29 protein-coding genes are annotated in these 24,916 nt (G+C 38.0%); 23 read left to right on the top strand and 6 right to left on the bottom strand.

Going from position 1 to position 24,916, the window contains the following annotated elements; translation table 11 throughout:
- Positions 1-123: 123 nt before the first annotated feature.
- Both F580_RS0117255 and F580_RS0117250 read left to right on the top strand, forming a co-directional pair.
- On the top strand, positions 124-693 hold the full coding sequence (locus F580_RS0117255) for a DUF3087 family protein (protein ID WP_019029002.1): 570 nt from the start codon (positions 124-126) through the stop codon (positions 691-693).
- A 78-nt stretch (positions 694-771) separates the two neighbouring features.
- On the top strand, positions 772-1,158 hold the full coding sequence (locus F580_RS0117250; protein WP_019029001.1) for a VOC family protein: 387 nt from the start codon (positions 772-774) through the stop codon (positions 1,156-1,158).
- A 153-nt stretch (positions 1,159-1,311) separates the two neighbouring features.
- Here F580_RS0117250 and infA read toward each other — a convergent pair whose 3' ends face one another.
- The 5 genes from infA to ald all read right to left on the bottom strand — a co-directional run bounded on the left by infA (position 1,312) and on the right by ald (position 5,971).
- Complete coding sequence (gene infA / locus F580_RS0117245; RefSeq protein ID WP_019029000.1) at positions 1,312-1,530, bottom strand: translation initiation factor IF-1; 219 nt, start codon at positions 1,528-1,530, stop codon at positions 1,312-1,314.
- 130 nt (positions 1,531-1,660) lie between these two features.
- A complete protein-coding gene (locus F580_RS0117240) occupies positions 1,661-2,416 on the bottom strand; it encodes an arginyltransferase (protein WP_019028999.1) in 756 nt (251 codons plus the stop codon).
- Positions 2,417-2,790: 374 nt separating this feature from the next.
- Positions 2,791-3,513 carry a leucyl/phenylalanyl-tRNA--protein transferase gene (gene aat, locus F580_RS0117235; RefSeq protein ID WP_019028998.1) on the bottom strand — a complete coding sequence of 241 codons (723 nt, stop codon included), beginning with the start codon at positions 3,511-3,513 and terminating at the stop codon, positions 2,791-2,793.
- 140 nt (positions 3,514-3,653) lie between these two features.
- Positions 3,654-4,604, bottom strand: coding sequence for a thioredoxin-disulfide reductase (trxB, locus tag F580_RS0117230; RefSeq protein ID WP_019028997.1), 951 nt, complete (start codon positions 4,602-4,604; stop codon positions 3,654-3,656).
- A gap of 248 nt (positions 4,605-4,852) precedes the next feature.
- Positions 4,853-5,971: an alanine dehydrogenase gene (ald, locus tag F580_RS0117225; RefSeq protein ID WP_019028996.1), complete on the bottom strand. Its 1,119-nt coding sequence runs from the start codon at positions 5,969-5,971 to the stop codon at positions 4,853-4,855.
- Between the two features lie 156 nt (positions 5,972-6,127).
- Between ald and lrp the strand changes: the two genes are divergently transcribed.
- The 6 genes from lrp to serS all read left to right on the top strand — a co-directional run bounded on the left by lrp (position 6,128) and on the right by serS (position 13,734).
- Positions 6,128-6,604, top strand: coding sequence for a leucine-responsive transcriptional regulator Lrp (gene lrp, locus F580_RS0117220; protein ID WP_019028995.1), 477 nt, complete (start codon positions 6,128-6,130; stop codon positions 6,602-6,604).
- Between the two features lie 234 nt (positions 6,605-6,838).
- Complete coding sequence (locus tag F580_RS0117215) at positions 6,839-9,502, top strand: DNA translocase FtsK (RefSeq protein WP_157443160.1); 2,664 nt, start codon at positions 6,839-6,841, stop codon at positions 9,500-9,502.
- A 113-nt stretch (positions 9,503-9,615) separates the two neighbouring features.
- A complete protein-coding gene (lolA, locus tag F580_RS0117210; protein ID WP_019028993.1) occupies positions 9,616-10,383 on the top strand; it encodes an outer membrane lipoprotein periplasmic chaperone LolA in 768 nt (255 codons plus the stop codon).
- Positions 10,384-10,561: 178 nt separating this feature from the next.
- Positions 10,562-11,956, top strand: a complete 1,395-nt coding sequence (locus tag F580_RS0117205; RefSeq protein WP_040357632.1) for a replication-associated recombination protein A — start codon at positions 10,562-10,564, stop codon at positions 11,954-11,956.
- Entirely contained in the window at positions 11,937-12,338 is a 402-nt protein-coding gene (gene crcB / locus F580_RS0117200; RefSeq protein WP_019028991.1) for a fluoride efflux transporter CrcB, read from the top strand. Before F580_RS0117205 ends, crcB begins: the two co-directional genes overlap by 20 nt.
- 115 nt (positions 12,339-12,453) lie before the next feature.
- A complete protein-coding gene (gene serS / locus F580_RS0117195) occupies positions 12,454-13,734 on the top strand; it encodes a serine--tRNA ligase (RefSeq protein ID WP_019028990.1) in 1,281 nt (426 codons plus the stop codon).
- 468 nt (positions 13,735-14,202) lie between these two features.
- On the opposite strand, the gene F580_RS0117190 is transcribed toward serS, so the two are convergent.
- Positions 14,203-15,165: an integron integrase gene (locus F580_RS0117190; RefSeq protein ID WP_019028989.1), complete on the bottom strand. Its 963-nt coding sequence runs from the start codon at positions 15,163-15,165 to the stop codon at positions 14,203-14,205.
- Positions 15,166-15,395: 230 nt separating this feature from the next.
- On the opposite strand from F580_RS0117190, the gene F580_RS0117185 reads away from it, so the two are divergent.
- From F580_RS0117185 to F580_RS0117110, 15 genes are all read left to right on the top strand, one after another.
- The gene (locus F580_RS0117185; protein WP_019028988.1) at positions 15,396-15,770 is read left to right on the top strand and encodes a hypothetical protein; all 375 of its coding nucleotides are present in this window, start codon (positions 15,396-15,398) and stop codon (positions 15,768-15,770) included.
- A 115-nt stretch (positions 15,771-15,885) separates the two neighbouring features.
- Positions 15,886-16,104, top strand: a complete 219-nt coding sequence (locus F580_RS0117180; RefSeq protein WP_019028987.1) for a DUF7661 family protein — start codon at positions 15,886-15,888, stop codon at positions 16,102-16,104.
- 506 nt (positions 16,105-16,610) lie between these two features.
- The gene (locus F580_RS0117170; protein WP_019028985.1) at positions 16,611-17,015 is read left to right on the top strand and encodes a hypothetical protein; all 405 of its coding nucleotides are present in this window, start codon (positions 16,611-16,613) and stop codon (positions 17,013-17,015) included.
- A 112-nt stretch (positions 17,016-17,127) separates the two neighbouring features.
- Complete coding sequence (locus tag F580_RS0117165) at positions 17,128-17,445, top strand: hypothetical protein (protein WP_019028984.1); 318 nt, start codon at positions 17,128-17,130, stop codon at positions 17,443-17,445.
- Positions 17,446-17,554: 109 nt separating this feature from the next.
- The gene (locus F580_RS0117160) at positions 17,555-18,058 is read left to right on the top strand and encodes a hypothetical protein (protein ID WP_019028983.1); all 504 of its coding nucleotides are present in this window, start codon (positions 17,555-17,557) and stop codon (positions 18,056-18,058) included.
- A gap of 270 nt (positions 18,059-18,328) precedes the next feature.
- Positions 18,329-19,009: a hypothetical protein gene (locus tag F580_RS0117155; protein ID WP_019028982.1), complete on the top strand. Its 681-nt coding sequence runs from the start codon at positions 18,329-18,331 to the stop codon at positions 19,007-19,009.
- An 83-nt stretch (positions 19,010-19,092) separates the two neighbouring features.
- Positions 19,093-19,764 carry a leucine-rich repeat domain-containing protein gene (locus tag F580_RS0117150; protein ID WP_019028981.1) on the top strand — a complete coding sequence of 224 codons (672 nt, stop codon included), beginning with the start codon at positions 19,093-19,095 and terminating at the stop codon, positions 19,762-19,764.
- Between the two features lie 116 nt (positions 19,765-19,880).
- Positions 19,881-20,537, top strand: a complete 657-nt coding sequence (locus F580_RS0117145) for a hypothetical protein (protein WP_019028980.1) — start codon at positions 19,881-19,883, stop codon at positions 20,535-20,537.
- Between the two features lie 128 nt (positions 20,538-20,665).
- Positions 20,666-21,193 (top strand): hypothetical protein, encoded by a 528-nt coding sequence (locus F580_RS0117140; protein WP_019028979.1) that lies wholly within the window; start codon positions 20,666-20,668, stop codon positions 21,191-21,193.
- 117 nt (positions 21,194-21,310) lie between these two features.
- On the top strand, positions 21,311-21,748 hold the full coding sequence (locus F580_RS0117135; protein ID WP_019028978.1) for a hypothetical protein: 438 nt from the start codon (positions 21,311-21,313) through the stop codon (positions 21,746-21,748).
- 120 nt (positions 21,749-21,868) lie between these two features.
- On the top strand, positions 21,869-22,225 hold the full coding sequence (locus F580_RS0117130; protein ID WP_157443158.1) for a hypothetical protein: 357 nt from the start codon (positions 21,869-21,871) through the stop codon (positions 22,223-22,225).
- 122 nt (positions 22,226-22,347) lie between these two features.
- Positions 22,348-23,070, top strand: coding sequence for an SIMPL domain-containing protein (locus F580_RS0117125; protein WP_019028976.1), 723 nt, complete (start codon positions 22,348-22,350; stop codon positions 23,068-23,070).
- Positions 23,071-23,201: 131 nt separating this feature from the next.
- Complete coding sequence (locus F580_RS0117120; protein ID WP_019028975.1) at positions 23,202-23,660, top strand: hypothetical protein; 459 nt, start codon at positions 23,202-23,204, stop codon at positions 23,658-23,660.
- A gap of 478 nt (positions 23,661-24,138) precedes the next feature.
- A complete protein-coding gene (locus F580_RS0117115; RefSeq protein ID WP_019028974.1) occupies positions 24,139-24,411 on the top strand; it encodes a hypothetical protein in 273 nt (90 codons plus the stop codon).
- Positions 24,412-24,531: 120 nt separating this feature from the next.
- Complete coding sequence (locus F580_RS0117110; RefSeq protein ID WP_019028973.1) at positions 24,532-24,816, top strand: hypothetical protein; 285 nt, start codon at positions 24,532-24,534, stop codon at positions 24,814-24,816.
- The last annotated feature ends 100 nt before the right edge of the window (positions 24,817-24,916 follow it).

The raw sequence follows: 24,916 nt of genomic DNA, 5'->3' as shown, positions 1-24,916 counted from the left end.
ATGTTTTAGCCAGTACAAGTGGGCAATAATTTAATGAAATTGGTATAATATGGCCGCTTGAACTTAGGCACTTATGTTAGCTTTCACTTTTACTTACCAGAATACCCAAGGATTTATACCCTAATGCAATTGATTGATATAGACAAAGCCCGTTATAGAAAACATTTAAACATAATTATTGTCGGCTTTATTAGCTCATTATTAGTGATGTCACTATTATTTGGCAGCCTGCTTATTAGTGTGTTTTCTAATGTCAGTGAGGTCACTGAACTAGTACAAGCGGTAACTGACGTCGTTACTGATGGCGTGGTCGCTGAGCCAGATACAAACTTTAGATACAACCTACTTGGCGTTATTCTAGCGTTACTGGCTAATGGGGCTATTTTACACAGTATTAAAAATAGTAAATTTATGAGCGAAGTTTTTTACGTTTGGCGGGTTAAACAGCTACAAAACTTAGTTTACCGTAAGCTTAAAAAAATTAAACTTAGCGCGAAAGAGGGTGAAGAAAATGCCTTAATTATCTTGTCTTTTTATTATCAAAGCCAACTGCAAGTGTACCAATTGGATGATAATACCATTACCTTATCGAGTATTGAAAAACACTTGCAGCAAGTGAATGACATGATCGCAACAAGTGGTTTAACAATTAATGCTGCCCAATTTGAAAAAAGTCTGCTAGCTTCATATTAGTAACAAATATACGACGGGTATATTTGTCGTAACACTGAGCAGGTGCAATGGCTCAATGTTTCAATTTAAGGACGAAATATGATTGGTTATATTACCTTAGGCACAAATGACTTTACCAAAGCGGTAAGCTTTTATGATGAGCTGTTCGGCAGTATCGGAGCAGGGCGCTTTTTAGAAACTGAGCAATTTGTTGCCTGGTCTACAGGTATGGAACAGGCAGGATTCGCCATCACTAAACCTTTTGACACTAAGCCAGCGACTGTTGGTAATGGCACCATGATAGCCATCATGGTTGATAGCAATGAAAAAGTGGATGCTTTTTATCACAAGGCGCTGAGTTTAGGCGCAACCTGTGAAGGCGAGCCAGGACTACGCGGTGAAATGAGTGGCTTTTATGCGGCTTATTTTCGTGATCTTGACGGTAACAAACTTAATGCTTTTCATATGGATATGCCCGAGGCATAACTTATCCGCAGGCTAAATTCTCTTCAAATTTCAGACAATAAAAAACCAGTAATCCCAAAGGACTGCTGGTTTTTTTAATTAGTTCGGTTTAAACACTTACCCAATTCAAGTCATTAAACTTAATGGGTAGGTCAACCTAAGTAATCTGTTGGCTTATCTAGCGCGGAAAGTAATGCGACCTTTTGATAAGTCGTAAGGCGTTAGCTCAACCGTTACTTTATCACCCGTTAAAATGCGTATGTAGTTCTTACGCATTTTTCCAGAAATATGTGCCGTTACGACGTGACCATTCTCAAGTTCAACTCGGAACATAGTGTTAGGTAAAGTATCAATAACCGTACCTTGCATTTCAATGTTTTCTTCTTTCGCCATGGGGCGCTAAACCTCTAATGTTGTGCAAATTAGCCAAGAAATATATCCATAGTGGTTATTACTTCTGGCAGATAAAAAAGCTGCGCGAATGATGCCTAATTGCTTGGCTAATGTAAAGGCTTGCCGGCAATTATTTAGTAATATTGTGCTTATTAACGTCATGTTTAAGTTTTAATTGCCATTCACCGTCAATAAAGCGCTCAAAGGGAAAGTATCGGTCTTTATAATTCATCTTTTGACAATCATCTATCTGATAACCCAAATATAAATAAGGTAATGACATTTGTTGGCAAAAGTTAAGCTGAGTGAGAATCGAGAAAATACCTAAACCATGGGCTTTATATTGTGGATGATAAAAAGTATAAACGGCGGATAAAGCATCACTCAATACGTCGGTTACCGCAACGCAGACCAAGATTTCTTCTTCACCCTCCTCATTCGCCGGTGCCCACGTTTCTATAAACAGCTGCTTGGTGAGGTTGCAGCTTAAAAAACTTTCAAATTGCTCAAAAGAGGCGGGATACATACTGCCGTCTTGATGTAAGGTATTAATATAGTTTTCAAACAGCGGATAATAACTTTCTTTTAACTGTGAGGATTGTTTAATAATAAAATGACTATTACGTTTCAGTGATCTTTTTTGGCTTTTCGATGGAATAAAGTTAGCCGTTAATACCCTAATAGACTGACAGGCATTACAATTTGGGCAGTGTGGCCGGTAACTTTGCTCTCCGCTACGGCGAAAGCCTTGTGTCATCAGCCAGCCGTAACTTTCACTATTGGCGAGGCGATCATCAACCGCAATCAGCAAGCGCTCTTCTTTGTCGGGTAAATAATTACAGGGAAATATTTTAGTAACCCCGAGTTTATAAGAAATTTCATTCATTAATAATTTACCAATTTTTGCTCTCTCTCAAGGTTAATTATATACCCAAGCAACATGAAGATGCCGGATTCAGCTGGAATTAAAAACGTATTTAGGCAAGGCTTTGATTGAAGAGAATGGTCGTTCCATTGTCGAAATCAATAACGCTGTATAAATCGTTTTTAAACCTGCCCTGCGGGGATTCCTGAGCCAACCATGCACTTCGTTGTCTCCTTTTTTAAGGGAATAACCATTAATAAAAGTAGACGTCTTGATCATGATTAGTTCAGACATCCTGAAACAAGCACCTTCAAGTTACTTGGGTATAACTAAGTTCAACAAACTTATAATTAGATAACCTTAATAATATCTTAAAGTTAATGTTTTAGCTTTCGTTAAAGCAGGGTTAATGTCCGTGGTCGCCAAAAATTTTCAGGCAATGACTGAGTTATCGCGGTTTGTTGTTTTTTAAGAAAATTTTCACGGCTGATTTCTTTGGCGCCCATCTCTTCAAGGAAGGGATTTAATAGCTGACAATCAATAAAATCGATGTCTGCGCTTTGCAATAACTGCCCAAGGGCGACAAGCGCAAATTTTGAGGCATTACTTTGTTTATAGAACATTGACTCACCGGAAAAAAATCCATGAATAGCAACACCATACAAGCCGCCAACAAGCACTTTTGTATTATCATTGTGTTGCCATACTTCAATTGAATGAGCATGGCCTTGTTGGTGTAAGTTGATGTAAGCGGTTTGCATATCATCAAGTATCCAGGTTTCATCAAAGCGAAAGGGCGCATCGGCACAAAGCTGGATAACCTGAGTAAAGGCTTGATTTAGCGTGATGGTAAAGGGCGCTTTACGAATGGCTTTAACCAACGTGCGGTTGACCCGTAATTCGCTAATGTCTATAACGGCTCTTGGGTTAGGTGACCACCACATTAATGGGTCGTCTTCGCTATACCAGGGGAAAATACCTTGGCTATAGGCATTAAGTAGCCGAGCAGTCGATAAGTCACCACCCAGTGCCAGTAAACCATTTGGTTCGGTTAATGCGCAATCAGTGGGGGGGAAAGCTACACTATCATCATCAAGTTGATATAACATTTCGCTCATATTACCTTCCAAATGTATTGATTGATAAGTTTCTAAAGCAGAATTAAATAAACCACTTAAACGGTTATAGCCTAAGTGGTTTATTGTTGTGCAACCAAGATCATAATGACTCTTGTTATTGTACCGTTAGCTTTTGTCGTCTAGCTTTTCGCATCAAGGTAGCGCTCAGCATCTAATGCGGCCATACAACCGGCACCAGCAGACGTGATTGCTTGACGATAAATATGATCAGCTACATCACCCGCAGCAAAAACACCTTCAACGCTGGTTTGTGTTGCGTTACCTTGTGTGCCACTTTCAATGGTTAAATAACCGTTTTTCATATCAAGCTGATCTTTAAATATATCTGTGTTCGGTTTGTGGCCAATGGCAATAAACACACCAGCGACATCAAGCTCTTCGGTTTTATCAGACTGCGTTTCTTTTAAACGTAAACCCGTAACACCCATGTTATCACCCAGTACTTCGTCCAAAGTACGGAAGGTGTGTAAAAAGATATTACCGTTAGCTACTTTGGCATGTAAACGGTCAGTTAAGATTTTTTCACTACGGAAAGTATCACGGCGGTGAATTAAATGAACTTCACTGGCAATGTTTGATAAATAAAGTGCTTCTTCAACGGCGGTATTACCACCACCAACAACCGCAACTTTTTGGTTTTTATAAAAGAAACCATCACAGGTAGCACAGGCGGAAACACCACGGCCCATAAAGGCTTCTTCAGAAGGTAAACCAAGGTATTGTGCTGAAGCACCCGTACAAATAATTAACGCGTCACAAGTATATTCATTGCTGCCAGTTAATTTATAAGGCTTAGAAGAAAAATCTACTGATTCGATATGATCAAAAATAATTTCAGTATCAAATTTCTCAGCATGTTTTTGCATACGTTCCATTAATGCTGGACCGGTTAAATCATCAGCATCACCGGGCCAGTTTTCTACCTCAGTGGTAGTGGTTAATTGACCACCTTGTTGCATGCCTGTGATCATTACCGGCTTTAAGTTAGCGCGGGCTGCATAAACTGCGGCAGTATAACCCGCAGGGCCTGAGCCTAAAATTAGAAGGGGACAGTGTCTTACGTCGCTCATGGATTCTCCAAAATGATAATTTGCCACGTTGCTGGCTAATAGAATGCAGCAACAGGGATAATAGTTTAATTAATTGGGATGGTAAGGGAATAAAGCAAGGGGGTAAATAGCTAGTGCGCTATAAGTTATATAAATAGTTAAATAAAAAAAAACGCACTTTTGCTTAATTGTAAGCAAAAGTGCGCTATTTACGGTAAACACGACATTGCTGCCATCTTTACCGAATTATTTAATTCTTTCGATTAAACTTATAAGTTTAAAGCAACACTTGGCTCAACATACTCATAACCTAAAACGTCAGCAACTGGCTTGTAAGTAATTTTACCTGCCGCTACGTTTAAACCAGCCATTAAATGCTCATCATCTAATAAAGCTTGCTTAGCACCTTTGTTAGCGATAGTTACCGCAAATGGCATAGTTGCATTCGTTAACGCCATCGTTGAAGTACGTGCTACGCCACCTGGCATGTTTGCAACACAGTAATGGACAACATCATCAACAACATAAGTTGGCTCTTGATGAGTGGTTGCTTTTGAAGTTTCAAAACAGCCACCTTGGTCAATCGCAACATCAACAACAACCGCACCTTTCTTCATCGACTTTATGTGTGCTTTGGTGACTAATTTAGGTGCAGCGGCACCTGGAATTAATACCGCGCCAATCACTAAGTCAGCTTCAACAATTAAGTGGTCCATGGCATCAGCAGTTGAATAAACAGTTTTCAAACGACCATCAAATTCAGTGTCTAATTGACGTAAACGCGGTAAAGAACGGTCTAAGATAGTAACGTCAGCGCCCATACCTACTGCCATACGTGCAGCTTGAGTACCAACAACACCACCACCAATAATTAAAACTTTAGCTGGAGCAACACCCGGAACACCGCCTAATAAAGCACCTAAACCGCCTTGTGCTTTTTCAAGTGCATGTGCACCGGCTTGGATTGACATACGACCAGCAACTTCAGACATAGGCGCTAATAAGGGTAAACCACCCGCAGCCGCAGTCACCGTTTCATAAGCAATACAGGTTGCGCCAGAAGCGACTAATAATTCAGTTTGCTTAGGATCAGGTGCTAAATGTAAGTAAGTAAATAAGATTTGACCTGGACGAAGCATGCTACATTCAACCGGTTGAGGCTCTTTTACCTTGATGATCATGTCAGCCGTGGCAAATATCTCTGCGGCACTATCAATGATTTTTGCGCCCGCAGTAATATATTGTGTGTTATCAAAACCGATTGATGCACCGCCATTATTTTCAACAATCACTTCGTGACCATTGACGATTAACTCTTTAACACCTGCAGGTGTTAAGCCGATACGGTACTCGTGATTTTTAATCTCTTTAGGTACACCAATAATCATATTTTTCTCTCTTAAGCGAAGCTTGTAGGAATGCATTTTATAAATGCTTCTAATATTTGCGACTAGTATAGTAGTAACTTATTAGAATAACCTGTCGTTTTTTGTAGGATGACGATATATAATGTTGCCAATTGGCATATTTGCAGAGTTATATAAATGAGTCTGAATAAAGGCATTGATCGCATTGATAAAAACATTCTATTTGAACTACAAAAAAATGGACGTTTATCCAATGTAGAACTATCTAAACGGGTAGGCTTAAGCCCAACACCCTGTTTAGAAAGAGTTAAGCGCTTAGAAAAAGAGCAATACATTAGTGGTTATAAAGCGATTTTAAACCCCATGAAACTTGATGCAGCCTTATTAGTGTTTGTTGAAATTACGTTAACTAAGACCAGTCCCGATGTTTTTGATGATTTTGCTAAAGCGGTAGATGACTTGGATGTGATACAAGAATGCCACTTGGTTTCAGGTGATTTTGATTTTTTACTGAAAACGCGAGTAAAAGATATGTTGGCTTATCGGGAACTACTCGGTGATACCTTATTAAGATTGCCGGCGGTAAGTGAAAGTAGAACTTATGTGGTAATGGATGAAATTAAATCGACCAATAACTTGCCAATCCAACGTTAATATCATCAATTAAGTATAACGACGATGGCTTATATCATTAATCAATATCAAGAACGAATGCCAACGCAAGTGAGCAATAGCGAAGTAAATCTCCACTAGGTAACAATATTTTTTCCGAGTCACTTGAAATATAGTGCACTAATACTAATTTATTACTGCCAACTAAGCGCTAATTTGATACTTTAGCTGCTATACATGTAATTTTTTCCTATTTATTTTCGATGGTACTCATAATTGTCTTCTGATCTTATAGAAAATTCCGATGTCTCTTTGGATTCATTGAAAAACAATCAGCTTACCGGCGTTCAGCGTTTGCTCGAGACTGGCTTGTTGTTTTTCACAGTCTTTGCCATGTTTATGATGTTGGCGTTATTTAGTTTTGATCCCGCTGATCCCGGTTGGGCTCAAACGGGATATCAAACTGAAATACGCAATTTAGGCGGTACGGTTGGTGCTTACCTTTCGGATTTGTTTTTAACCCTATTCGGTTTTATCGCTTATACCTTACCTTTTATTATCGCTATCGTGGGTTGGCTCTTGTTTCAACGCTTCCATGAACTGATGAAACTAGATTATTTAACACTCGGTTTGAAACTGATTGGTTTTTTCATGTTTTACCTTGGGGTAACCTCATTGGCAAGCATGAACTTTGATGATCTTTTCTACTTTTCTGCCGGCGGTATCTTAGGCGATGTGCTTAGTAAGACCTTATTGCCGTATTTTTCATTTGTCGGCTCTACCTTATTATTTTTATTATTTACCTGCGCAGGTTTTGTGCTTTTAACCGGTTTCTCTTGGCTGAAATTTATCGACAGGGTCGGTCAATACGCCATAATGACTACAATTTGGCTAGTACAAATACCTAAATTGATTCAAACGCACTTCGGTACCAGTGAGTCATTGGCTGAAGATGAAGATGAAAAGCTAGCTACCTCCAAGAGTCGATTGGTTAAAAGTAGCTTCTTTAAAAAGAAAGTTAAGGTAAAAGAAACGGCGGAAGTAGCGCAATTGACGTCAGTGCCAGAGCCTTTAAAAGCAAAACAGGCAGAACTAACGTCTATAGAAGATATGCCTTTAGGTATACATGCACAAACAGACCCCATTGAATTACCGGAACCTTTTAGTGTGACAGTAGAGCAGGATCTAACTACGCAAGCAGTTAGCCCAAAAAGCGAACCTTTTATTGATATTGCAGATCTGATGGCAGAGCCTGTTATAGGCAATATTCAAGACTATGTGAGTGAGAAAGAAATTACCGCCGCGTTTGCTACCGTAGAAAAACCTGACGTTGCTGATGATAATCACTGTCCAATACCCGCTAAATTAGCGCCAATTGCGCAAAATATCACGGATGAGAATGGCCAAGTAAATCTTGTGCCTGTTGAAGAAAAACCTTCTCAAGGAATGCCGTCTATCGATTTGCTCGATAGACCTGATAAAGCCAAAAATCCGATTAACCAAGATGAATTAGACCAAGTTAGCCGCCTTGTTGAAGCGAAATTACTCGATTTTGGCGTTGTAGCACAAGTTGTGGCTGTTTACCCTGGGCCTGTCATTACACGCTTTGAACTAGATTTAGCACCCGGCGTTAAAGTAAATAAAATAACCAGTTTGTCGAAAGATTTAGCCCGTGCTTTATCTGCTATTAGTGTCCGTGTTGTTGAAGTGATTCCGGGCAAATCAGTTATTGGTTTAGAACTACCCAATAAACACCGTGAAATTGTCTATTTAAGTGAAGTTATTGGCTGTGCGGCTTTTGAAGAGTCATCATCACCACTTGCTATGGTGTTAGGTACAGATATTGCGGGTGACCCAGTAGTGGTCGATTTAGGTAAAATGCCACATTTACTGGTTGCGGGTACTACCGGCTCAGGTAAATCTGTTGGCGTGAATGCCATGATTGTCAGCTTACTGTACAAATCAACGCCTGAAGATGTGCGTATGATCATGATTGACCCTAAAATGCTTGAACTTTCGGTTTATGAAGGTATTCCACATTTACTGGCTGAAGTAGTTACTGATATGAAAGACGCCGCAAATGCCTTGCGTTGGTGTGTTGGTGAAATGGAACGGCGCTATAAAGTGATGTCTGCGGTAGGTGTACGTAACCTAAAAGGTTACAACAAAAAAGTACTTGAAGCGATTGCTGCTGGCGAGCCATTAATTGACCCTACATGGCAGCCAAATGATGGCATGGACCAAACGCCACCGCTGTTAGAAAAACTGCCTAGTATTGTGGTTATCGTTGATGAATTTGCCGATATGATGATGATTGTCGGGAAAAAAGTGGAAGAGCTTATTGCCCGTATTGCGCAAAAAGCGCGTGCTGCAGGCATTCACTTAATACTCGCAACACAACGTCCGTCGGTAGATGTTATTACCGGATTAATTAAAGCCAATATCCCAACGCGTATGGCGTTTCAGGTTTCGTCAGGGTTGAACTCTCGTACCATTTTAGATCAACAAGGGGCAGAGCAATTACTGGGTATGGGCGATATGCTTTATTTACCACCGGGCACTGCGGTACCAACCCGTGTTCATGGCGCGTTTGTTGATGATCACGAAGTGCATGCCGTAGTAAAAGACTGGAAATCTCGTGGTGAGCCTAATTACGTTGAAGAAATTTTATCCGGTGAAAACGAGCAAGATATTTTATTACCCGGTGAGCAGGCAGAGGGCAGCGAAGCAGAAGATGTTGATGCACTTTACGACGAAGCCGTTAATTTCGTTACAGCAAAACGCCGTGTGTCAATTTCGAGTGTGCAAAGACAATTTAGAATCGGTTACAACCGCTCTGCACGTATCGTTGAACAAATGGAAATGCAAGGTGTTGTCTCTACACCAGGCAATAACGGTGCCCGTGAAGTATTAGCGCCGCCACCGGTTGGTGATTTTTAATTAATACCTGACCTTATTCAGCGTGGTGTAACTTTTTATTATAATTTACCACGACTTATTTATTACGGTGTCGGCTAACCCTTAACACCGTTAACTTTATTAGAAGTATTGCTATGCAAATCAATTTTACCAGTCAGCCCTTTTTTCGCACTATCTTGTTTACTAGCGCATTTACCACGGCCTTAGTACCTGTTATGGGTCTTGCTCAATCGACGGACTTTGCACCCCAAGCTACCTATGCTGCTCCGACAACTCTCAAAGGTACAGCAAGGCAATCAAGTGAAGCCAAAAAACTACTTATGGCTAAACTCAGACAACTAGCTTTTTTTAGTGCAGATTTCACCCAAAAAATATTGAACGAAGAAGGCGAGCTGTTGCAAGAAGGCTCGGGGAAAATGGCCATTACTAAGCCTAATTTGGTCCATTGGCAAACCATTACGCCAGATGAAACCTTGATCGTTAGTGATGGTAGTACCTTATGGTTTTATGACCCGTTCATTGAACAAGCCAGTGCTTATAGCCTTGCTAAGTCTATCCATAACACCCCCATTTTATTGCTAACCAGTGATGAACCTTCACTTTGGCAGCAATATGATGTTGTTCAGGAAGATGTTGCTAGTGAAGTCGCACGTTTCATCGTGACGCCCAAAGATAAAAACAGTCAGATTAAACAGTTAATCATGAGCTTTACTCGCAGCCATGAGCCAAACGCGGATGCTAAAAATAATCAAAAACCCCAGCTAACTGAATTTTCATTTCAAGATGCAACCGGTCAAGTGAGCCAAATAAGTTTGAGTCACTTTAATAGTACCGTTCGCCCTGACGCATCGTTATTTAAATTTATCTTACCGCAAGGCGTGAGACTTGAAGACCAGCGATAATTTGCCTACAGGAACGTTACCTACAGGAAAGTTGCCGACAGGCAAATCACCTTCGGGGTTAGGTCATCAAAGTAGTAGTGAAGGACAGCAGAATTCATTGTTTGATTTTCCCCCTGCAGAAAGTGATTTAGGGTCTGGCGATAACACTTCTCCAACGGAGAAGAAAGCGAGTAGCTTTATGCCACTTGCAGCAAAAATGCGCCCGAAAACCTTAGCTGATTATGTTGGCCAACAGCACATTCTTGGAGGAAACTCACCGTTAGCCCAATCGATTGAACAAGGTCATTGCCATTCACTTATTTTTTGGGGCCCGCCAGGCAGTGGTAAAACGACCCTGGCTGAAATTATTGCTCAGCATGCTAACGCCGAAATAGAGCGCGTATCGGCGGTTACCTCAGGCATAAAAGAAATTCGCATTGCTATTGATAAAGCTAAATTACGTGCCCAAGGTGAGGGCGCGAATAAGCGCCGAACCGTACTTTTTGTTGACGAAGTACATCGTTTTAATAAAGCACAACAAGATGCCTTTTTACCGCATATTGAAGACGGTACCATCATCTTTATTGGCGCGACCACGGAAAACCCCGCCTTTGAGTTAAACCAAGCGTTATTATCACGCGCACGCTTGTATACCTTAAAAAAATTAACCCGTGATGATTTAGCCCAAGTATTACAACGGGCAATCACACTTTGTGAAAGTGAGGCTGAAACAGCGCAATCGTTGGTGATTGCACTGAGTGATGATGCCAAGCAAAGTTTGCTTAACCGCAGTGATGGTGATGCGAGGCGTTTACTTAACTTACTAGAAAACTGTCTTGATAGTGTTATGGCAGTACCCGTCACTGCAAATCTATCGGCAGATGCAAAAGAGCAGGGTAATGATGTTCCTCAAGGCAATGTTAAAACAATTACCGTTGAATTAATCGCCCAAGTAGCAGGTAGCAAAATTGCTCTTTATGATAAAGGTGGCGATGCCTTCTATGACTTAATTAGCGCTTTTCATAAATCAGTTCGTGGCTCTAGCCCTGATGCTGCACTTTATTGGTATGCACGAATTCTAACCGCAGGTGGCGATGCACTTTATGTAGCCAGACGTTTACTTGCCATTGCCAGTGAAGATATTGGCAATGCTGATCCTCGGGCTATGCAACTGGCAATAAATGCCTGGGATACCTTTCACCGTGTGGGGCCAAGTGAAGGTGAACGCGCTATTGCTCAAGCTACGGTTTATATGGCGTTAGCCCCTAAGAGTAATGCTGTTTATCAAGCCTTTAATAAAGCGAAAGTCTTAGCGCAGCAAACCTGTGACTTAGATGTACCTTTGCACTTAAAAAATGCCACCAGTAGCATTACCAAAGAATTAGGTCATGGTAGTGAATATCGCTATGCTCATGATGAAATAAATGCCTTTGCCGCCGGTGAAAATTACTTTCCAGAAGCGCTAGCCAATGCCGATAGCTCACACACTTGCTTGTATCAACCCACTGACCGTGGCCTAGAGAAAAAACTCAAAGAAAAACTCGATTATTTAAACCAGCTTAATAGGAATAGCCATGAGCAACGCTATAAGTAACTTTACGTTATACGCCTTTGTCGCCCTTGGTGGCGCCTGTGGTGCGAGTTTACGTTTTTATATTTCGCAATTAGTTCTCAATTGGCTTGGAAAAGGTTTCCCTTTTGCGACATTGATGGTTAATATCAGCGGCTCATTTATTATGGGTTTGCTATATCAGCTTATCGAACATGAAATTCTCGACATTAGTGTTCATAGAACCTTAATAGGAATAGGGTTTTTAGGTGCATTTACCACCTTTTCTACATTTTCGTTAGACTCCTTGTTATTATTACAACAAGGCGAAGTGCTAAAAGCGGCGATAAATATTTTACTGAATGTTTCACTGTGTATTGGCGCAGCAGCACTTGGCATGTATATGGTTACCGCTTTAGCAAAATAACCGTTAATTGATTTTTTAACGCGTAGAACAAACCAAATTTTTACAGAATAAACGAACTTTATATTGAACAAAAAATACGATTTTAATAACTTTATAAACAAGAATGTGAATAATTATGCTTGATGCCAAACTGCTTAGAACTGATTTAGATAATATCGCCCAACAACTTGCCAAACGAGGCTACGTATTAGATACCGCTACGTTAAGAGCCCTAGAAGAGCAACGTAAAGCTATCCAAGTAAAAACCCAAGAGTTTCAAAGTGAACGTAACTCTCGTTCAAAGTCTATTGGCCAAGCGAAAGCACGTGGTGAAGACATTGCACCTTTACTTGCTCATGTAAGCCAACTTGGCGACTCCCTTGATGCCGCGAAAGCTGAGCAAGATGAAGTTTTAGCTAAAATTGAGGCCATTGCTAGCGCTCTGCCAAATCTACTTGATGACTCTGTGCCAGACGGTAAAGACGAAGATGACAATGTTGAGATAAAGCGTTGGGGTACACCACGTGAGTTTGATTTTGACGTTAAAGATCACGTAGATTTAGGCTTTGCAGTTGATAAAGGCTTAGATTTTGAAAGCGGCGCTAAACTTGCGGGAACACGATTTGTAGTTATGCGTGGCAAAATTGCTAAGTTACACCGCGCTATTGGCCAGTTCATGCTTGATACCCATACAGAAGAGCATGGTTACCTAGAAATGTACGTGCCGTATTTAGTTAATCCCACGTCATTATTTGGTACCGGCCAATTGCCTAAGTTTGGTGAAGACTTATTCCACACGGACTTATCAAACAAAAAGCTTTCATTAATTCCAACATCGGAAGTGCCACTGACTAACTTAGTGCGTGACGAAATTGTTGATGAAGCTGAATTACCGATTAAAATGACTGCGCACACGCCGTGTTTTAGAAGCGAAGCAGGCTCTGGTGGTCGAGATATTCGTGGTCTTATTCGTCAACATCAATTTGATAAAGTTGAAATGGTGCAAATCGTTAAACCTGAAAACTCAATGACAGCACTTGATGAATTAACCCGTCATGCTGAAATTATTCTAGAGAAACTGGAACTACCATATCGCACGGTACAATTATGTAGTGGTGATGTTGGTTTTAGTGCCATGAAAACTTTTGATTTAGAAGTTTGGTTACCGGCACAAGATACTTACCGCGAAATTTCATCGTGTTCAAATATGGGCGCTTTCCAAGCTCGCCGTATGCAAGCACGCTTTAGAAATAGTGAGACCAATAAACCTGAATTGTTGCACACACTTAACGGCTCAGGCTTGGCAGTAGGGCGTACCTTAGTTGCCATTTTAGAAAACTACCAGCAAGCCGATGGCAGTATTAACATTCCAACGGTATTACAACCGTATATGGCTGGTGTAACTAACATAGGTTAAACGACCTTAAGTTAAGTCACTTAGATAAAATATAAAAGCGATTCAGTTATCTGGGTCGCTTTTTTTGATTTACCTTCAACATGGCAAGGGACATCAGGATAGGCGGATATAGGTATAATACCAATTTCATTTAATTACTGCTCATTTGTGCTGGTTAAAATACGACATGTCAGCGTTACTCTCAATCCCAATCCCAATCCCAATCGCCAGCTATTACTCAATCGAGCGCCTTGCCCTGATTTGTTTTTCCTATGCACAACAAGATCACAACCTTAATGAAGCGGCTATAAAAGCTTTTGTTTTTTTAGGACTAATTCCTATTCCCTCAGTGATTTCTCACTTGTGTTGGTTAAAACACGTCGATTCTAAGCTGCTCTGAAATTTTTTCCTGAGTACAACAACACCACACACTTAATAAAAATTCTTTACGTTGCACGATTGCTCAGCCCTTGGATTTATTAACAGTGGTTATAAATCTGATAAAGGGCTACGCACACCATTGGCACCCGCTTGAATAACATGAGTATATATTTGTGTTGTGCGAATATCACTATGGCCTAGTTGCTCTTGTACTGTTCTAATATCAGCACCACGTTGCAATAAATGGGTTGCAAATGAATGCCGTAATGTGTGGCAGGTAACATTTTTATCAATACTTGCATCTGTAGCTGCTTTTTTAATGAATTTTCGTAAGCATGATTCGTCAATATGATGCCTTCTTAATTTATTACTTTTAGGGTCTTCAGACAATCTATTAGACCCAAATAAGTAGTGCCAACCAAAATCTTTAGGGGCGGATGGATATTTTCGATGTAAAGCATTGGGTAACCATACACCTTGATAGTATGCATTTCTTAAATCTTGCTGGTAATAAAGCTTTACTGACATTATTTGTTGTTTCAGTGGTTCTATTAATTCTTTTGCTAACGTAACACGACGATGTTTTCCTCCTTTACTATGCCAAATCATAACTGAAAGGTAATCAAAATCTATATCTTGTACCCTTAAACGAACAGTTTCCATTAAACGTAAGCCACTACCGTACATAAGCTTACAGGGCAGGGAATAGCCTGCTGAAATCTTATCTAATAAACGAGATGTTTCATCAATGGTTAAAACAACCGGTAATTTGGGTTGTATATGACTTTTTTGAAAGTTTAAAGATAAGGTTAATGGTTTTTTTAATATTTCTCGATAAAGAAACACTAAAGCATTTAAAGCGAGGGCTTGAGTTTTTGGTGCTAGGTTAAGTTGAGTCGCTAAATAGGTGAGGAAACACTCAACTTCGTGATTATGCGATTTAATAGGATGCTTTTTACCAGCGAAATTTATAAAAGCTTTGATCCAATAGAGGTAAGACTCTATTGTTCGTTTAGCATAATGTCTGATCCACATCTGTTCATGAACATATATTAGGAATTCTGATTTCATTTTAAATCCCTTTAAATTAAAGCTGTATATACGTACAGTATAGGCGTATGTGAACACAATTTCATCAAAGAAGGCAAAATATAACCTTTCTGTTTTATAGATGTTTTTTAATTTATTGATTAATAGACTAATTACATATAGTGTAAAATTAATAAAATCATAAAATAAGGCAAAACAGGCTGTTTAAACACGGTGTTTTGCCTGACAATAAGCTGTTAGGTGAAAAGTGCATGAAGCTAAGCTCGCTATCAAATTTACTTAAGGAAGAGTTATCGCCTAAAGACTTCCTCTCTGAATTTAGTAAATACCACGAAGATTATGAAGCTCTAACAAAAGTAGTTGGTAGCTCAATAGATATCATAGTAATTGAAGATCGTAAGCTTCAAATAGGCAATTACGAAATAACCAAATTGTGCACTTTGTTTATTGAAGATAAGTTATCTAACTCTGAATTAAGCTATATTGCAGATGCGGCACAATTGTGTGAATCTATTTCATTCTCCGATGAGTGTATAGAAGATGTAGTAGCCGAGTTTACAGATCCTGAAATCAATGGTGTGTTTTCAAAAAGTAGAGCACAAGAAATAATCAGTAATTTCACCTAACAAGAAATTAAACAAGGACAAAAAACAGTTGGCTTTTTGTTCACTCCGTTCACTTATTTTAGCCAACAATTTTTTGCCTGTTAATTAGGCGTTATGTGTCTAGGAGGTTTCAGTTGTGATTATCAAATTCAATGTTTTTGGGAAGCCGATGTCAATCCTCAAAAAAGAGAATGAGTGGCTACTGTTTAATGAATCAGATACAGGTCTACGATCGCGGGTTTACGATGTTGTTATTCCATCGGATATGGAACCTAGAGAACTAGCAACTTACCTAGATGATATTTATCATGAGTATTCTACTGATAAGAATCCAAAGGTGATAGAAATAGGTTAGAGTAATAGCCACATAACAAGCTGTTAAATCAGGACAAAATACAGTTGGCTGTGTTTCGTTCCTCAACAATTATAGCCAACTAAATTTTGCCCATTAACGAGGGCGTTAGTTGCACGCACTAATTGAGCTTAATTTATTTGCTAGTTCAGTGCTTATCTTAATTTTTGTGTTTGGTTCAATCTTTGGTTTGGCAATGGAAGTGCCTTCAAATATTCACTTCATCTTTGCCCAACCCAGTTTTCGCCTTTCAGTGTTAAATGATTTAAATAGCTTTAGTTTTTAAGGCTCAAAATTCATGTTTTAGTGTGTAGTGCGGATGCGTTTATTGTATCTTTCGCTTATCAAATAAACATGGTAACTTATTGCTTCTGTTGTGCTTTTAACATCAAGCAACTAACAAGGCAATCAAGCAGGACTTTTAACAGTTAGCTAGTTCCGCTTCGCTTCTCATTTTAGCTAACTATTAAAAGCCTCTTATTGGGGCGTTAGGCATAAAGGAGTATCCGGTGAAAGTTTTAAGTGTATTAGGTTTTGTCAGCATTATATCTGGTTGTGCGATATATTCTCATGAAACTATGGTTTCAACTTATGTTGTAGAAGGTGGTTTGGAGTATTATCAGAAAGGAAAGCATTCTGATAATTCATATTTTTATGATGTTCTCGTTTGGGAGAAAAGTGCTGGATCAGGAGATCTACACACCTACCAAACTAATACACCAGAACTAAGAATGAAAACAGCCAACTTATTGCTAAAAAGTAAATATCATACTGGTTGTGAAAGCCTAGATTTCGTCGAAGAAAAATCTTACGAAGATAATGAACAATCTAAAAGGTGGCTAAGAGGAACTTGGTGGAATGTAAAAGTAATCTGTCATAATCCAAGTGATCCTAAACTGGATAAGTACAGCTAATTTATGCCTAACAAGCCATTCAAGCAGGACTTTTAACAGTTGGCTAGGTTCCGCTTCGCTTCACATTTTAGCCAACAATTAAAAGCCTCTTAATGGGGCGTTAGGTGGCATGATGGCCGAGCATGATGAGATAATAAATAGAGTCGAAGTTCTTGAAAGTGGAGAGCTGATTCTTGTATTAGAGAGTGGTGGACGCTCTGGGTATCAGCATATATATCGAGAAGGTGTAGGTGTCTCGTGGGATAATAAACGCGGTGCTTTCAAGTCAACTAGCCGTGTGAAATGGTCATATCCTGAATGGTTTTTCCATATATTAAATACTTGTAACTCTGATAATGTATATTACTCAATATGCTTGGGTTCAGAAGTTGATTGGGTAAATATTTCAGAGCAAGACAAAGAAGAAATTGAAAAGGGTTCTACCACCTAACAAGGGTTTTCAAGTCGGACTCGTAACAGCTTGCTCGGTTCCACTTCGTTTCACATTTTAGCAAGCTATTACTCGCCGCTTAAAACGGCGTTAGCTTGCAGGGAATCATATGCACATAATTATTCTAATTTTAGCTGTCGGAATTTCCTGCTTTAGTAGTAATGCAAGTTCGTGCGCAATATTTACTTCTATTACTCCTGAAAATACGGCTTTTGATATCAACACGAGTAAGCCCCAAAATTCATGGGATCTTGGTGGTGGAAATATTCCATTTACGATTGATGATGTAATTGATACTTTCAATAACAACAAAGTGAGAATCATCGAAAAATCGTTGAAGTTTGATAAAAAAGATAATTATCTAGATATTTTAAATGGAAGTGTTAATTATTCAGCAGATATATTTAGAATTACTCTGACTAAATCTCTATCAATGGGCTGGTTTTACGAGTTTCATTTCTCTCTTAAATTACACTTAAATGATGGTGATAAGGTTTATCAACATTCAATTTATAGCGATAATATGGAAGACATAAATATTTCAAAATCACCAAAAATGGGCGTTTCTTTAAATGGGGCTTTACTATTCCCAATAAATAGTAAGTGTGGCTAAGCAAGCTAACAAGTCACTCAAAAGGACTAAAAACAGTTGGCTAGGTTCGCTTCGCTCACTATTTTAGCCAACAATTTTTAGCCTCTTAGTGAGGCGTTAGTTGGCACCGCTAGTTCAAGTTAAATTGTTATTGTAAAAGCAGTGTTTTATAAATTGGCTTGGCATGTATGTCGGTGAGTTTTCGCCATTGTCTGTTTAGCGATAACCAGCGAAACTCACCTCATTTGTCAATTGTAGGTTTGGCGTGTTCGCTTCAATAAGTGATATTGAGTGGCTCAAATTCCAACCTTTTTTATGCAGCGGTACTGGGTGTATTTTGACTCTTCCGCATCACTCACAAACATGGTAACTTATTGCTTATGTTGTGCTTTTAATAAAAAAGCAACTAACAAGGCAATCAAACGGACACGCAACAGTTGGCTGCGTTTCGCTGCGCTACACATTTTAGCCAACCATTACTTAGCCGCTTATTGTGGCGTTATATGCAAAAAGGTTTGGCGTAAATTTATGATGTGGAGAATAATTCTAATTAGCTTTTGCTTAGTTGCATTTAATTCTTATGCTTGTAAATGTAAGCACAGAGCGATGGAAGATAACTTTAATGAGTCATCACAAGTATCACTCATCGAAGTCAAAGCAGTTGAATATAAGAAATTTATAAAAGACGATTTAACTGCATACGAAGCAACATTTTCGATAATTGAATCGTTTAAAGTAAATCAGGATTCAGTCACAAAAGTTCATACTTTTATCTTGTTAGGGAGCTGTGGTTTAGACTTGGAAATAGGTCTTGAATACGTTGTGTTCATTCCAAAGGACTCAGATGGTTTTAGATTTGTATCTAATTGCCAAGGCTCATTTAAAGTTCGTAGCAATAATGAATATGATTTAAATAAGCTAGACAGTGTACGAAATTTTGCATATAACAAGCCATTCAAGCAGGACAAATAACAGTTGGCTATTTGCTCCTTCGTCGCCTATTTTAGCCAACTATTATTTGCCTCTTAATGGGGCGTTAGGGTACTAATTCAATCATGAGCATAGACGAAGCTTTTAGAGAATGGACTGACTGGCCTGATTGCGTCACCTCTGTAGAACATATCGAAGAGGCATCCACTACGGTTTCTTTTTACCGTGAAAAGAATAATTACAAAGGAATTAGTAATTTTAAAGGTATAACTAAGCTTTCAGCTAAACAAGTAAATCAAGGGTTTCTTAATGAAATATCTGAGTTACAAAATCTAGAATACTTAGAGCTGGAAACAGTAACAGCGGAAAGGCTAGCAAAGCTTTCTGAATTGCCCAAATTACGTTATCTAAAAATTCAAGGCATTAGAAAAGCTACCGACTATAGCGCACTTATCAAAATTAACTCTCTAGAAAAACTTTTCCTTGAAAGTGCCAAACACCTTGGCTCAATAGATTTTATATCTGGTGCACATCAGTTAATTGTTTTAGGTATCGAAGGTGGTATGTATACCAAACAGAAACTTGATAGTTTACAAGCTATATCAGGTCTACTTAATCTAGAAGCTCTATATTTATCGTCGGTTCAATTAACTGATAAAAATCTGGATTGTTTATCAACTAATCCTAAGCTCTCGTATTTGCGTTCGGCTAGATTTGCGCCTAAATCAAGTTTTGATTCTTTGAAAAACCTCATGCCAAATATTAATTGTAATTGGTGTGAAAATTATGACGTGTAGTACCCTAACAAGGGTTTTCAAGTCGGACAAAAAACAGTTGGTTTTTGCTCCTTCGTCGCTATTTTAACCAACTATTTTATTGCCGCTTAAAACGGCGTTATATTTCTCGAGGGTTCATGGACACTAAAGCTGCAATTTTCACATGTATAGGGGCTATTGTTGCTTCAGCGATCACTGCTGGAGTCATGTATTACAATAATGAAAGAACTCTACAGACTAAAATACACGAAGCCGAAAAGCAGCGTGTTGAGTTAAGAAAACAAGTAGTTGAGAATAAAAAGCTTGCTAAGATATTAATTTCAAATACTTACGTCCCAAGAATTAATACAAATATAGATTCAATATTTTATACTGAAATTTCAAACGAATCTGAAAATCCCTCTAATAATATGCTACTCACTGTAAACTTCGGTGGAACAGAAATTAGAGCATGTGAAACATTACCATTTAACTATGTGAAGCCAGAATCAATTAAGAATAGTAGCGTATTAACCCTTGAAAATTTTAAGTTATTATCAAATGAAAAATTATACGTTTATTGTCAAACTTCATCTCCGATGTTTGAATCTATAAAGGTATCTGGTGACAATTTAGCCTATAGGGTTTCAAAAGACTTCGAATCAATGAGAATCAAAACTGTAGCTAAATCAGGAAATTCATATGCTACATTTTTTAAAGTAATTGGTTGTATTGTAGCCCTTATATTTATTGGCTTCTTTACGCTGGCAGGGATCGCCTTCTCCAACAAAAAATTAAAACCATATTTAGATTAACAAACGAAATATAACAAGAAAATCAACAAGGACACGTAACAGTTGGCTACGTTTCGCTTCGCTACACAATTTTAGCCAACCATTACTTAGCCTGTTATTTGGGCGTTATACCTACTTTGGAGTTGAGCATGTTTAATCGATTATGGATGATCTTATTATTAGTTCCTTGTATGACTAATGCATCATTTATTGGACCTGATGGTAAACCTTATCCGGAAACAAAATTCAGGAAAACTGATGGTAAGTTTGGTGCTGAGCTTGTTATAACTCATAAAGAAGAAGAAGCCCTTAAAAATTGGAATACTGAGTCAAAAGGTGTTCTCTTTCCAACGGCAGAAATATTTCATAAAGGCAAAATAATCACGGCATTAGTTGTATTTAAAGGCTGCCAAAAAATAGAAAATAAGTGTCAGTTATCTCAAAAGCATAGAATTATTCAGCCAGACGGCGAAGACTATGCTGACATTCCAGAAAGCGAATTATGGTTTAACCGACAATCACCTTTAGACGGCTCTATTGGTTTAGGACGCGATTATGTCCGTTTAGTTGTTGAACCACATGAACAACTAGGTAACTATACCTTTGAGGTTTCAGTTAAAGATTATCAATCAGGTAAAACTTTAAAATTATCAAAAACAATTACAGTGGTAGAGTAGGTATAACAAGAAATTAAACAAGGACAAAAAACAGTTGGCTTTTTGTTCACTCCGTTCACTTATTTTAGCCAACTACTTTTTGCCTGTTAATTAGGCGTTATATGACTAAGGAAAGTTATGAGAATCCTCCTATGCTTGGTATTTTTAAGCACAAGCTGTTTTGCTGGTGTTGACCTTAATGTGTTTTCCCAGAACTTAAGTCTTCCTGAAAGCTGTTCCTTACAAGTAGAAAATCATGCTCTGATAACTATCAAATGCAAGGATACTCAACATCACCTAACATTTTCTTCTGTAAAAGATGGAGAGTTTTCCGCGAATAGTTTTCTTAAAAAAGCAAAAAGTGAAAATGTCTGGGAGATAGAACTTATAGACCATAAGTTTGAAACCATCGGTAGCTATAAGCATTTTTTTACTCATACCAAAGAAAATGGAAAAGATGATTTTACATACGTATTGTGCGATAAAATAATGTGCTTTTATGTTGATTCTTATAGCCGTGAGTTTATTGATGAGGTTCTTTCTCAGTTAGAAATAACTCCGATATGGAAGAGTTAACGTCATATAACAAGTAAATTAACAAGGACACGTAACAGTTGGCTGCGTTCCACTTCGTTTCACATTTTAGCCAACAATTACTTAGCCTGTTATTTGGGCGTTATGTTTTTCGGAGATTATGTGCTCAATTTAAATAGTAAAGTTAAAAAATACACCGCAGCTTTTTTTCCACTACTAATTTTATCGGTATTATTTTACTTCACTCTAAATAACGAACAGACAAAGAAAGAGATGATATATAAATCTTTTTCAACCGAGCAGGCACGTAACCAGTTAAATAAAGGGTACTACTACCGCTACCTAAAAAACATCGAATGCTCATTACCTAATATTTCTAACGAAGATGTTGAAACGCTAGACTTATATTTGGAAATGTTCAAAACAGATATTGAGCTTCTTTTAAAAAGTGACTCAATCAGTTCTAAAACGAGAGAAAGCCTTACGCAGGGACTAAATCATAAGGCAGATGAGTGCTAACCAAAACATAACAAGGGTTTTCAAGTCGGACAAATTACAGTTGGCTTTTTGTTCGTGCCTCACTTATTTTAGCCAACTGCAATTTGCCGCTTAAAACGGCGTTATATTTTATGGAGAGTCTGGTGAAATTTTTTGGATTAATTATTTTCTTTTGTATTTCTTGCTACGGTACAGCGGCTACTATTCCTGATTTTCCTTTTGTAACTGTAACGGGTGAAAGCACAAGTAAGGTAAAACCCAATATCGTAAATATAGAGTTTTCTATCCTTACATTTGATAAAGAATCAAATAAAGCGAATCAACTTCACCAACAGACAGTTGGAAGACTTGTAGAGGAATTAAAAATTCTTGGAGTAATACCAGAAGATATTAGTTCTTTTGAAGTTAATAAAAGAACTACAAGAGATCGTGATGATAGATATAACGAACTATCTATATTGGGTTATGAGGTATCCCAGTCTTTCAATGTTCACTTGAATAATTTATCAGTGTATTCCGAAATTACAAAATTATTATTAAACACAAATAATGTAGAAAATATAAACTCTGAATTTGATACAACCAAGAGACAAAGTATTGAAGCGCAACTGATAAAGAAAGCGGGTCAAAATGCCAAGGAAAAAGCCCAGCAAATGGCTTTAGGTCTTGATGTAAAAATTGATTCAGTGTTTGCATTTAATGATACCGGCTCTTTTTCATCATTCTTTGCTACATTCGGGCTTAATTCTGGACGCATTAGATTCGTAGCTGAACAAAGGCGTCGTGTACCGCCATCTACTTTATTCATACCACAATTTATAGAAATATCTAAAAGTATAAATGTTGTATATAGACTGGAAAATTAAAATATAACAAGTCACTCAAAAGGACAAATAACAGTTGGTTTTTGCTCCTTCGTCGCTTATTTTAAACAACTATTATTAGCCTCTTAGTGAGGCGTTATGCGTAAATTGGAGCTCAAATTAAACTAATCAAAATGAAAATCGTGGGGATTCTTTCATTAGCTATTGGATTGCTTTTGTTTATTCTTGGTATGAGTACTTTTTTTTGGTCACCTACAAAAGCACTTTTAAATGACTACTCAACCAGTAAAACTGTGCAGTATGGGTATACTAATGTTGAATATATAGCTAGAGCTTATAAAGGTGGTTCAATTACAGAATGGCAATCCGTTAGTTATAGTTATAAATTCAATAATGAAAAATATACTTCGTCATTTATGGGATTCTATTTACCATTTAATAATAAGTTACCTATTAATACGTTAAAACGTTATAACGAAGTAATAACTGCCTATGTATTACCTTTTATACCAAGAGTGTCGGTAATCAAAAAAGGTTTTGATTACCGTCTAGTAGGTGTCTTTTTATTGATTGGCATTACCATATTATTTATAAGAGCCAAAATCATTAAATTTTATGGTGATTACGCATAACAAGCATTTAAACAAGGACAAAAAACAGTTGGCTTTTGCTCCTTCGTCGCTATTTTAGCCAACAATTTTTTGCCCGTTAAATGGGCGTTATAAGTACTTAAGGATTGGAGTATGCGGAAAACGTTGTACGCAAGTTATATCATCTTGTTTATGAGCTTTATAATTTGGGCACAAACTTTTGGAAACTCACATACATTAGTTTCGATTGGTACTTTTATCGGATTATTTTATCTAAATTTAGTTTTTTCTAAATGGCTGTTGAAATGTCCTAAATGTAAGAGTTATATTTTTAAAACACCGAAAGGTTCTTATAATTCTTACTTCAAAGGCTTCTGTCGTAATTGCGGCGAGAAATTTGAATAGTACTTATAACAAGCCGTTCAAGAGGGAAAATTTACAGCTGGCTGTTTTCACTCCGTTCAACATTTTAGCCAACAATAAATTTCCCCTTAACGGGGCGTTATGTTTTAAGGCGAATATGAGTGTTAATCCAACGTCTTTTAATTTCGATGAAAGATTTGAAAAGTTTAAAGAGTTAGGCCGATATGTAAGTGACTCAAAACTTCATGTAGCTGTATTTGGCGAAAAACTAGATTTGACTTACACATATGTAATTTATTCTTGGGATCTAAGCGAATACGATTGTATAGGCGAAGGTTTTTGGTCTTCTTCTGGTTGTGGTGGTATTTACTCTGATTTACTTTCGGTAAAATCTGATGCACAAAGAGATTTAGGCTTGGTAAGTATTTAAAACATAACAAGAACTTAAAGAGGGACAAAATACAGTTGGCTGTTTTGTTCACTCCGTTCACCTATTTTAGCCAACTCTATTTTGCCCCTTAAGTGGGCGTTATATGGCATAAGGATCAGTATGAGCAATCTGAAGTTTTTCAGTATTATTATTGTAGTTGCTGTAATCGCCTCAGCAACAACTGGATATTTTGTTCACACCAAGGAAGCTAAAAATAGTAAAAGAAAAGCTAACTTGGAACTCGCTAGGATAATCAATTCATATAGTTTAGAAAACTGTGGTAATCAATACGGGTTAGGTAATTATAAAACGCCTCAGTTTAAAAAGTGTTATAACGACTCTACTAAATGGTTTCAATCCAAAGTAATGGGTTATACAGTTGTACATTTAGCAGATGGCAGTTAAGCCATATAACAAGCTAATAAATAAGGACAAAAAACAGTTGGCTGTTTTCGTTCCTCAACATTTTAGCCAACAATTTTTTGCCCATTATTAGGGCGTTAGG

Origin of the sequence: Colwellia piezophila ATCC BAA-637, from assembly GCF_000378625.1 — a bacterium.
GTDB classification, from domain to species: Bacteria; Pseudomonadota; Gammaproteobacteria; order Enterobacterales; family Alteromonadaceae; genus Colwellia; species Colwellia piezophila.
This window is presented reverse-complemented; position numbering and strand designations above follow the sequence as displayed.

Bases quoted from the DNA above. Each gene is read 5' to 3' on its own strand.
- trxB (WP_019028997.1), bottom strand. From the start codon at position 4,604: ATGAGCGACGTAAGACACTGTCCCCTTCTAATTTTAGGCTCAGGCCCT.
- F580_RS0117165 (WP_019028984.1), top strand. From the start codon at position 17,128: ATGGCCGAGCATGATGAGATAATAAATAGAGTCGAAGTTCTTGAAAGT.
- serS (WP_019028990.1), top strand. From the start codon at position 12,454: ATGCTTGATGCCAAACTGCTTAGAACTGATTTAGATAATATCGCCCAA.
- lrp (WP_019028995.1), top strand. From the start codon at position 6,128: ATGAGTCTGAATAAAGGCATTGATCGCATTGATAAAAACATTCTATTT.
- F580_RS0117135 (WP_019028978.1), top strand. From the start codon at position 21,311: ATGAGAATCCTCCTATGCTTGGTATTTTTAAGCACAAGCTGTTTTGCT.
- F580_RS0117140 (WP_019028979.1), top strand. From the start codon at position 20,666: ATGTTTAATCGATTATGGATGATCTTATTATTAGTTCCTTGTATGACT.
- F580_RS0117150 (WP_019028981.1), top strand. From the start codon at position 19,093: ATGAGCATAGACGAAGCTTTTAGAGAATGGACTGACTGGCCTGATTGC.
- crcB (WP_019028991.1), top strand. From the start codon at position 11,937: ATGAGCAACGCTATAAGTAACTTTACGTTATACGCCTTTGTCGCCCTT.
- aat (WP_019028998.1), bottom strand. From the start codon at position 3,513: ATGAGCGAAATGTTATATCAACTTGATGATGATAGTGTAGCTTTCCCC.
- F580_RS0117190 (WP_019028989.1), bottom strand. From the start codon at position 15,165: ATGAAATCAGAATTCCTAATATATGTTCATGAACAGATGTGGATCAGA.
- F580_RS0117145 (WP_019028980.1), top strand. From the start codon at position 19,881: ATGGACACTAAAGCTGCAATTTTCACATGTATAGGGGCTATTGTTGCT.
- F580_RS0117185 (WP_019028988.1), top strand. From the start codon at position 15,396: ATGAAGCTAAGCTCGCTATCAAATTTACTTAAGGAAGAGTTATCGCCT.
- F580_RS0117115 (WP_019028974.1), top strand. From the start codon at position 24,139: ATGAGTGTTAATCCAACGTCTTTTAATTTCGATGAAAGATTTGAAAAG.
- lolA (WP_019028993.1), top strand. From the start codon at position 9,616: ATGCAAATCAATTTTACCAGTCAGCCCTTTTTTCGCACTATCTTGTTT.
- infA (WP_019029000.1), bottom strand. From the start codon at position 1,530: ATGGCGAAAGAAGAAAACATTGAAATGCAAGGTACGGTTATTGATACT.
- F580_RS0117250 (WP_019029001.1), top strand. From the start codon at position 772: ATGATTGGTTATATTACCTTAGGCACAAATGACTTTACCAAAGCGGTA.
- F580_RS0117120 (WP_019028975.1), top strand. From the start codon at position 23,202: ATGAAAATCGTGGGGATTCTTTCATTAGCTATTGGATTGCTTTTGTTT.
- F580_RS0117205 (WP_040357632.1), top strand. From the start codon at position 10,562: ATGCCACTTGCAGCAAAAATGCGCCCGAAAACCTTAGCTGATTATGTT.
- F580_RS0117255 (WP_019029002.1), top strand. From the start codon at position 124: ATGCAATTGATTGATATAGACAAAGCCCGTTATAGAAAACATTTAAAC.
- F580_RS0117110 (WP_019028973.1), top strand. From the start codon at position 24,532: ATGAGCAATCTGAAGTTTTTCAGTATTATTATTGTAGTTGCTGTAATC.
- F580_RS0117240 (WP_019028999.1), bottom strand. From the start codon at position 2,416: ATGAATGAAATTTCTTATAAACTCGGGGTTACTAAAATATTTCCCTGT.
- F580_RS0117160 (WP_019028983.1), top strand. From the start codon at position 17,555: ATGCACATAATTATTCTAATTTTAGCTGTCGGAATTTCCTGCTTTAGT.
- ald (WP_019028996.1), bottom strand. From the start codon at position 5,971: ATGATTATTGGTGTACCTAAAGAGATTAAAAATCACGAGTACCGTATC.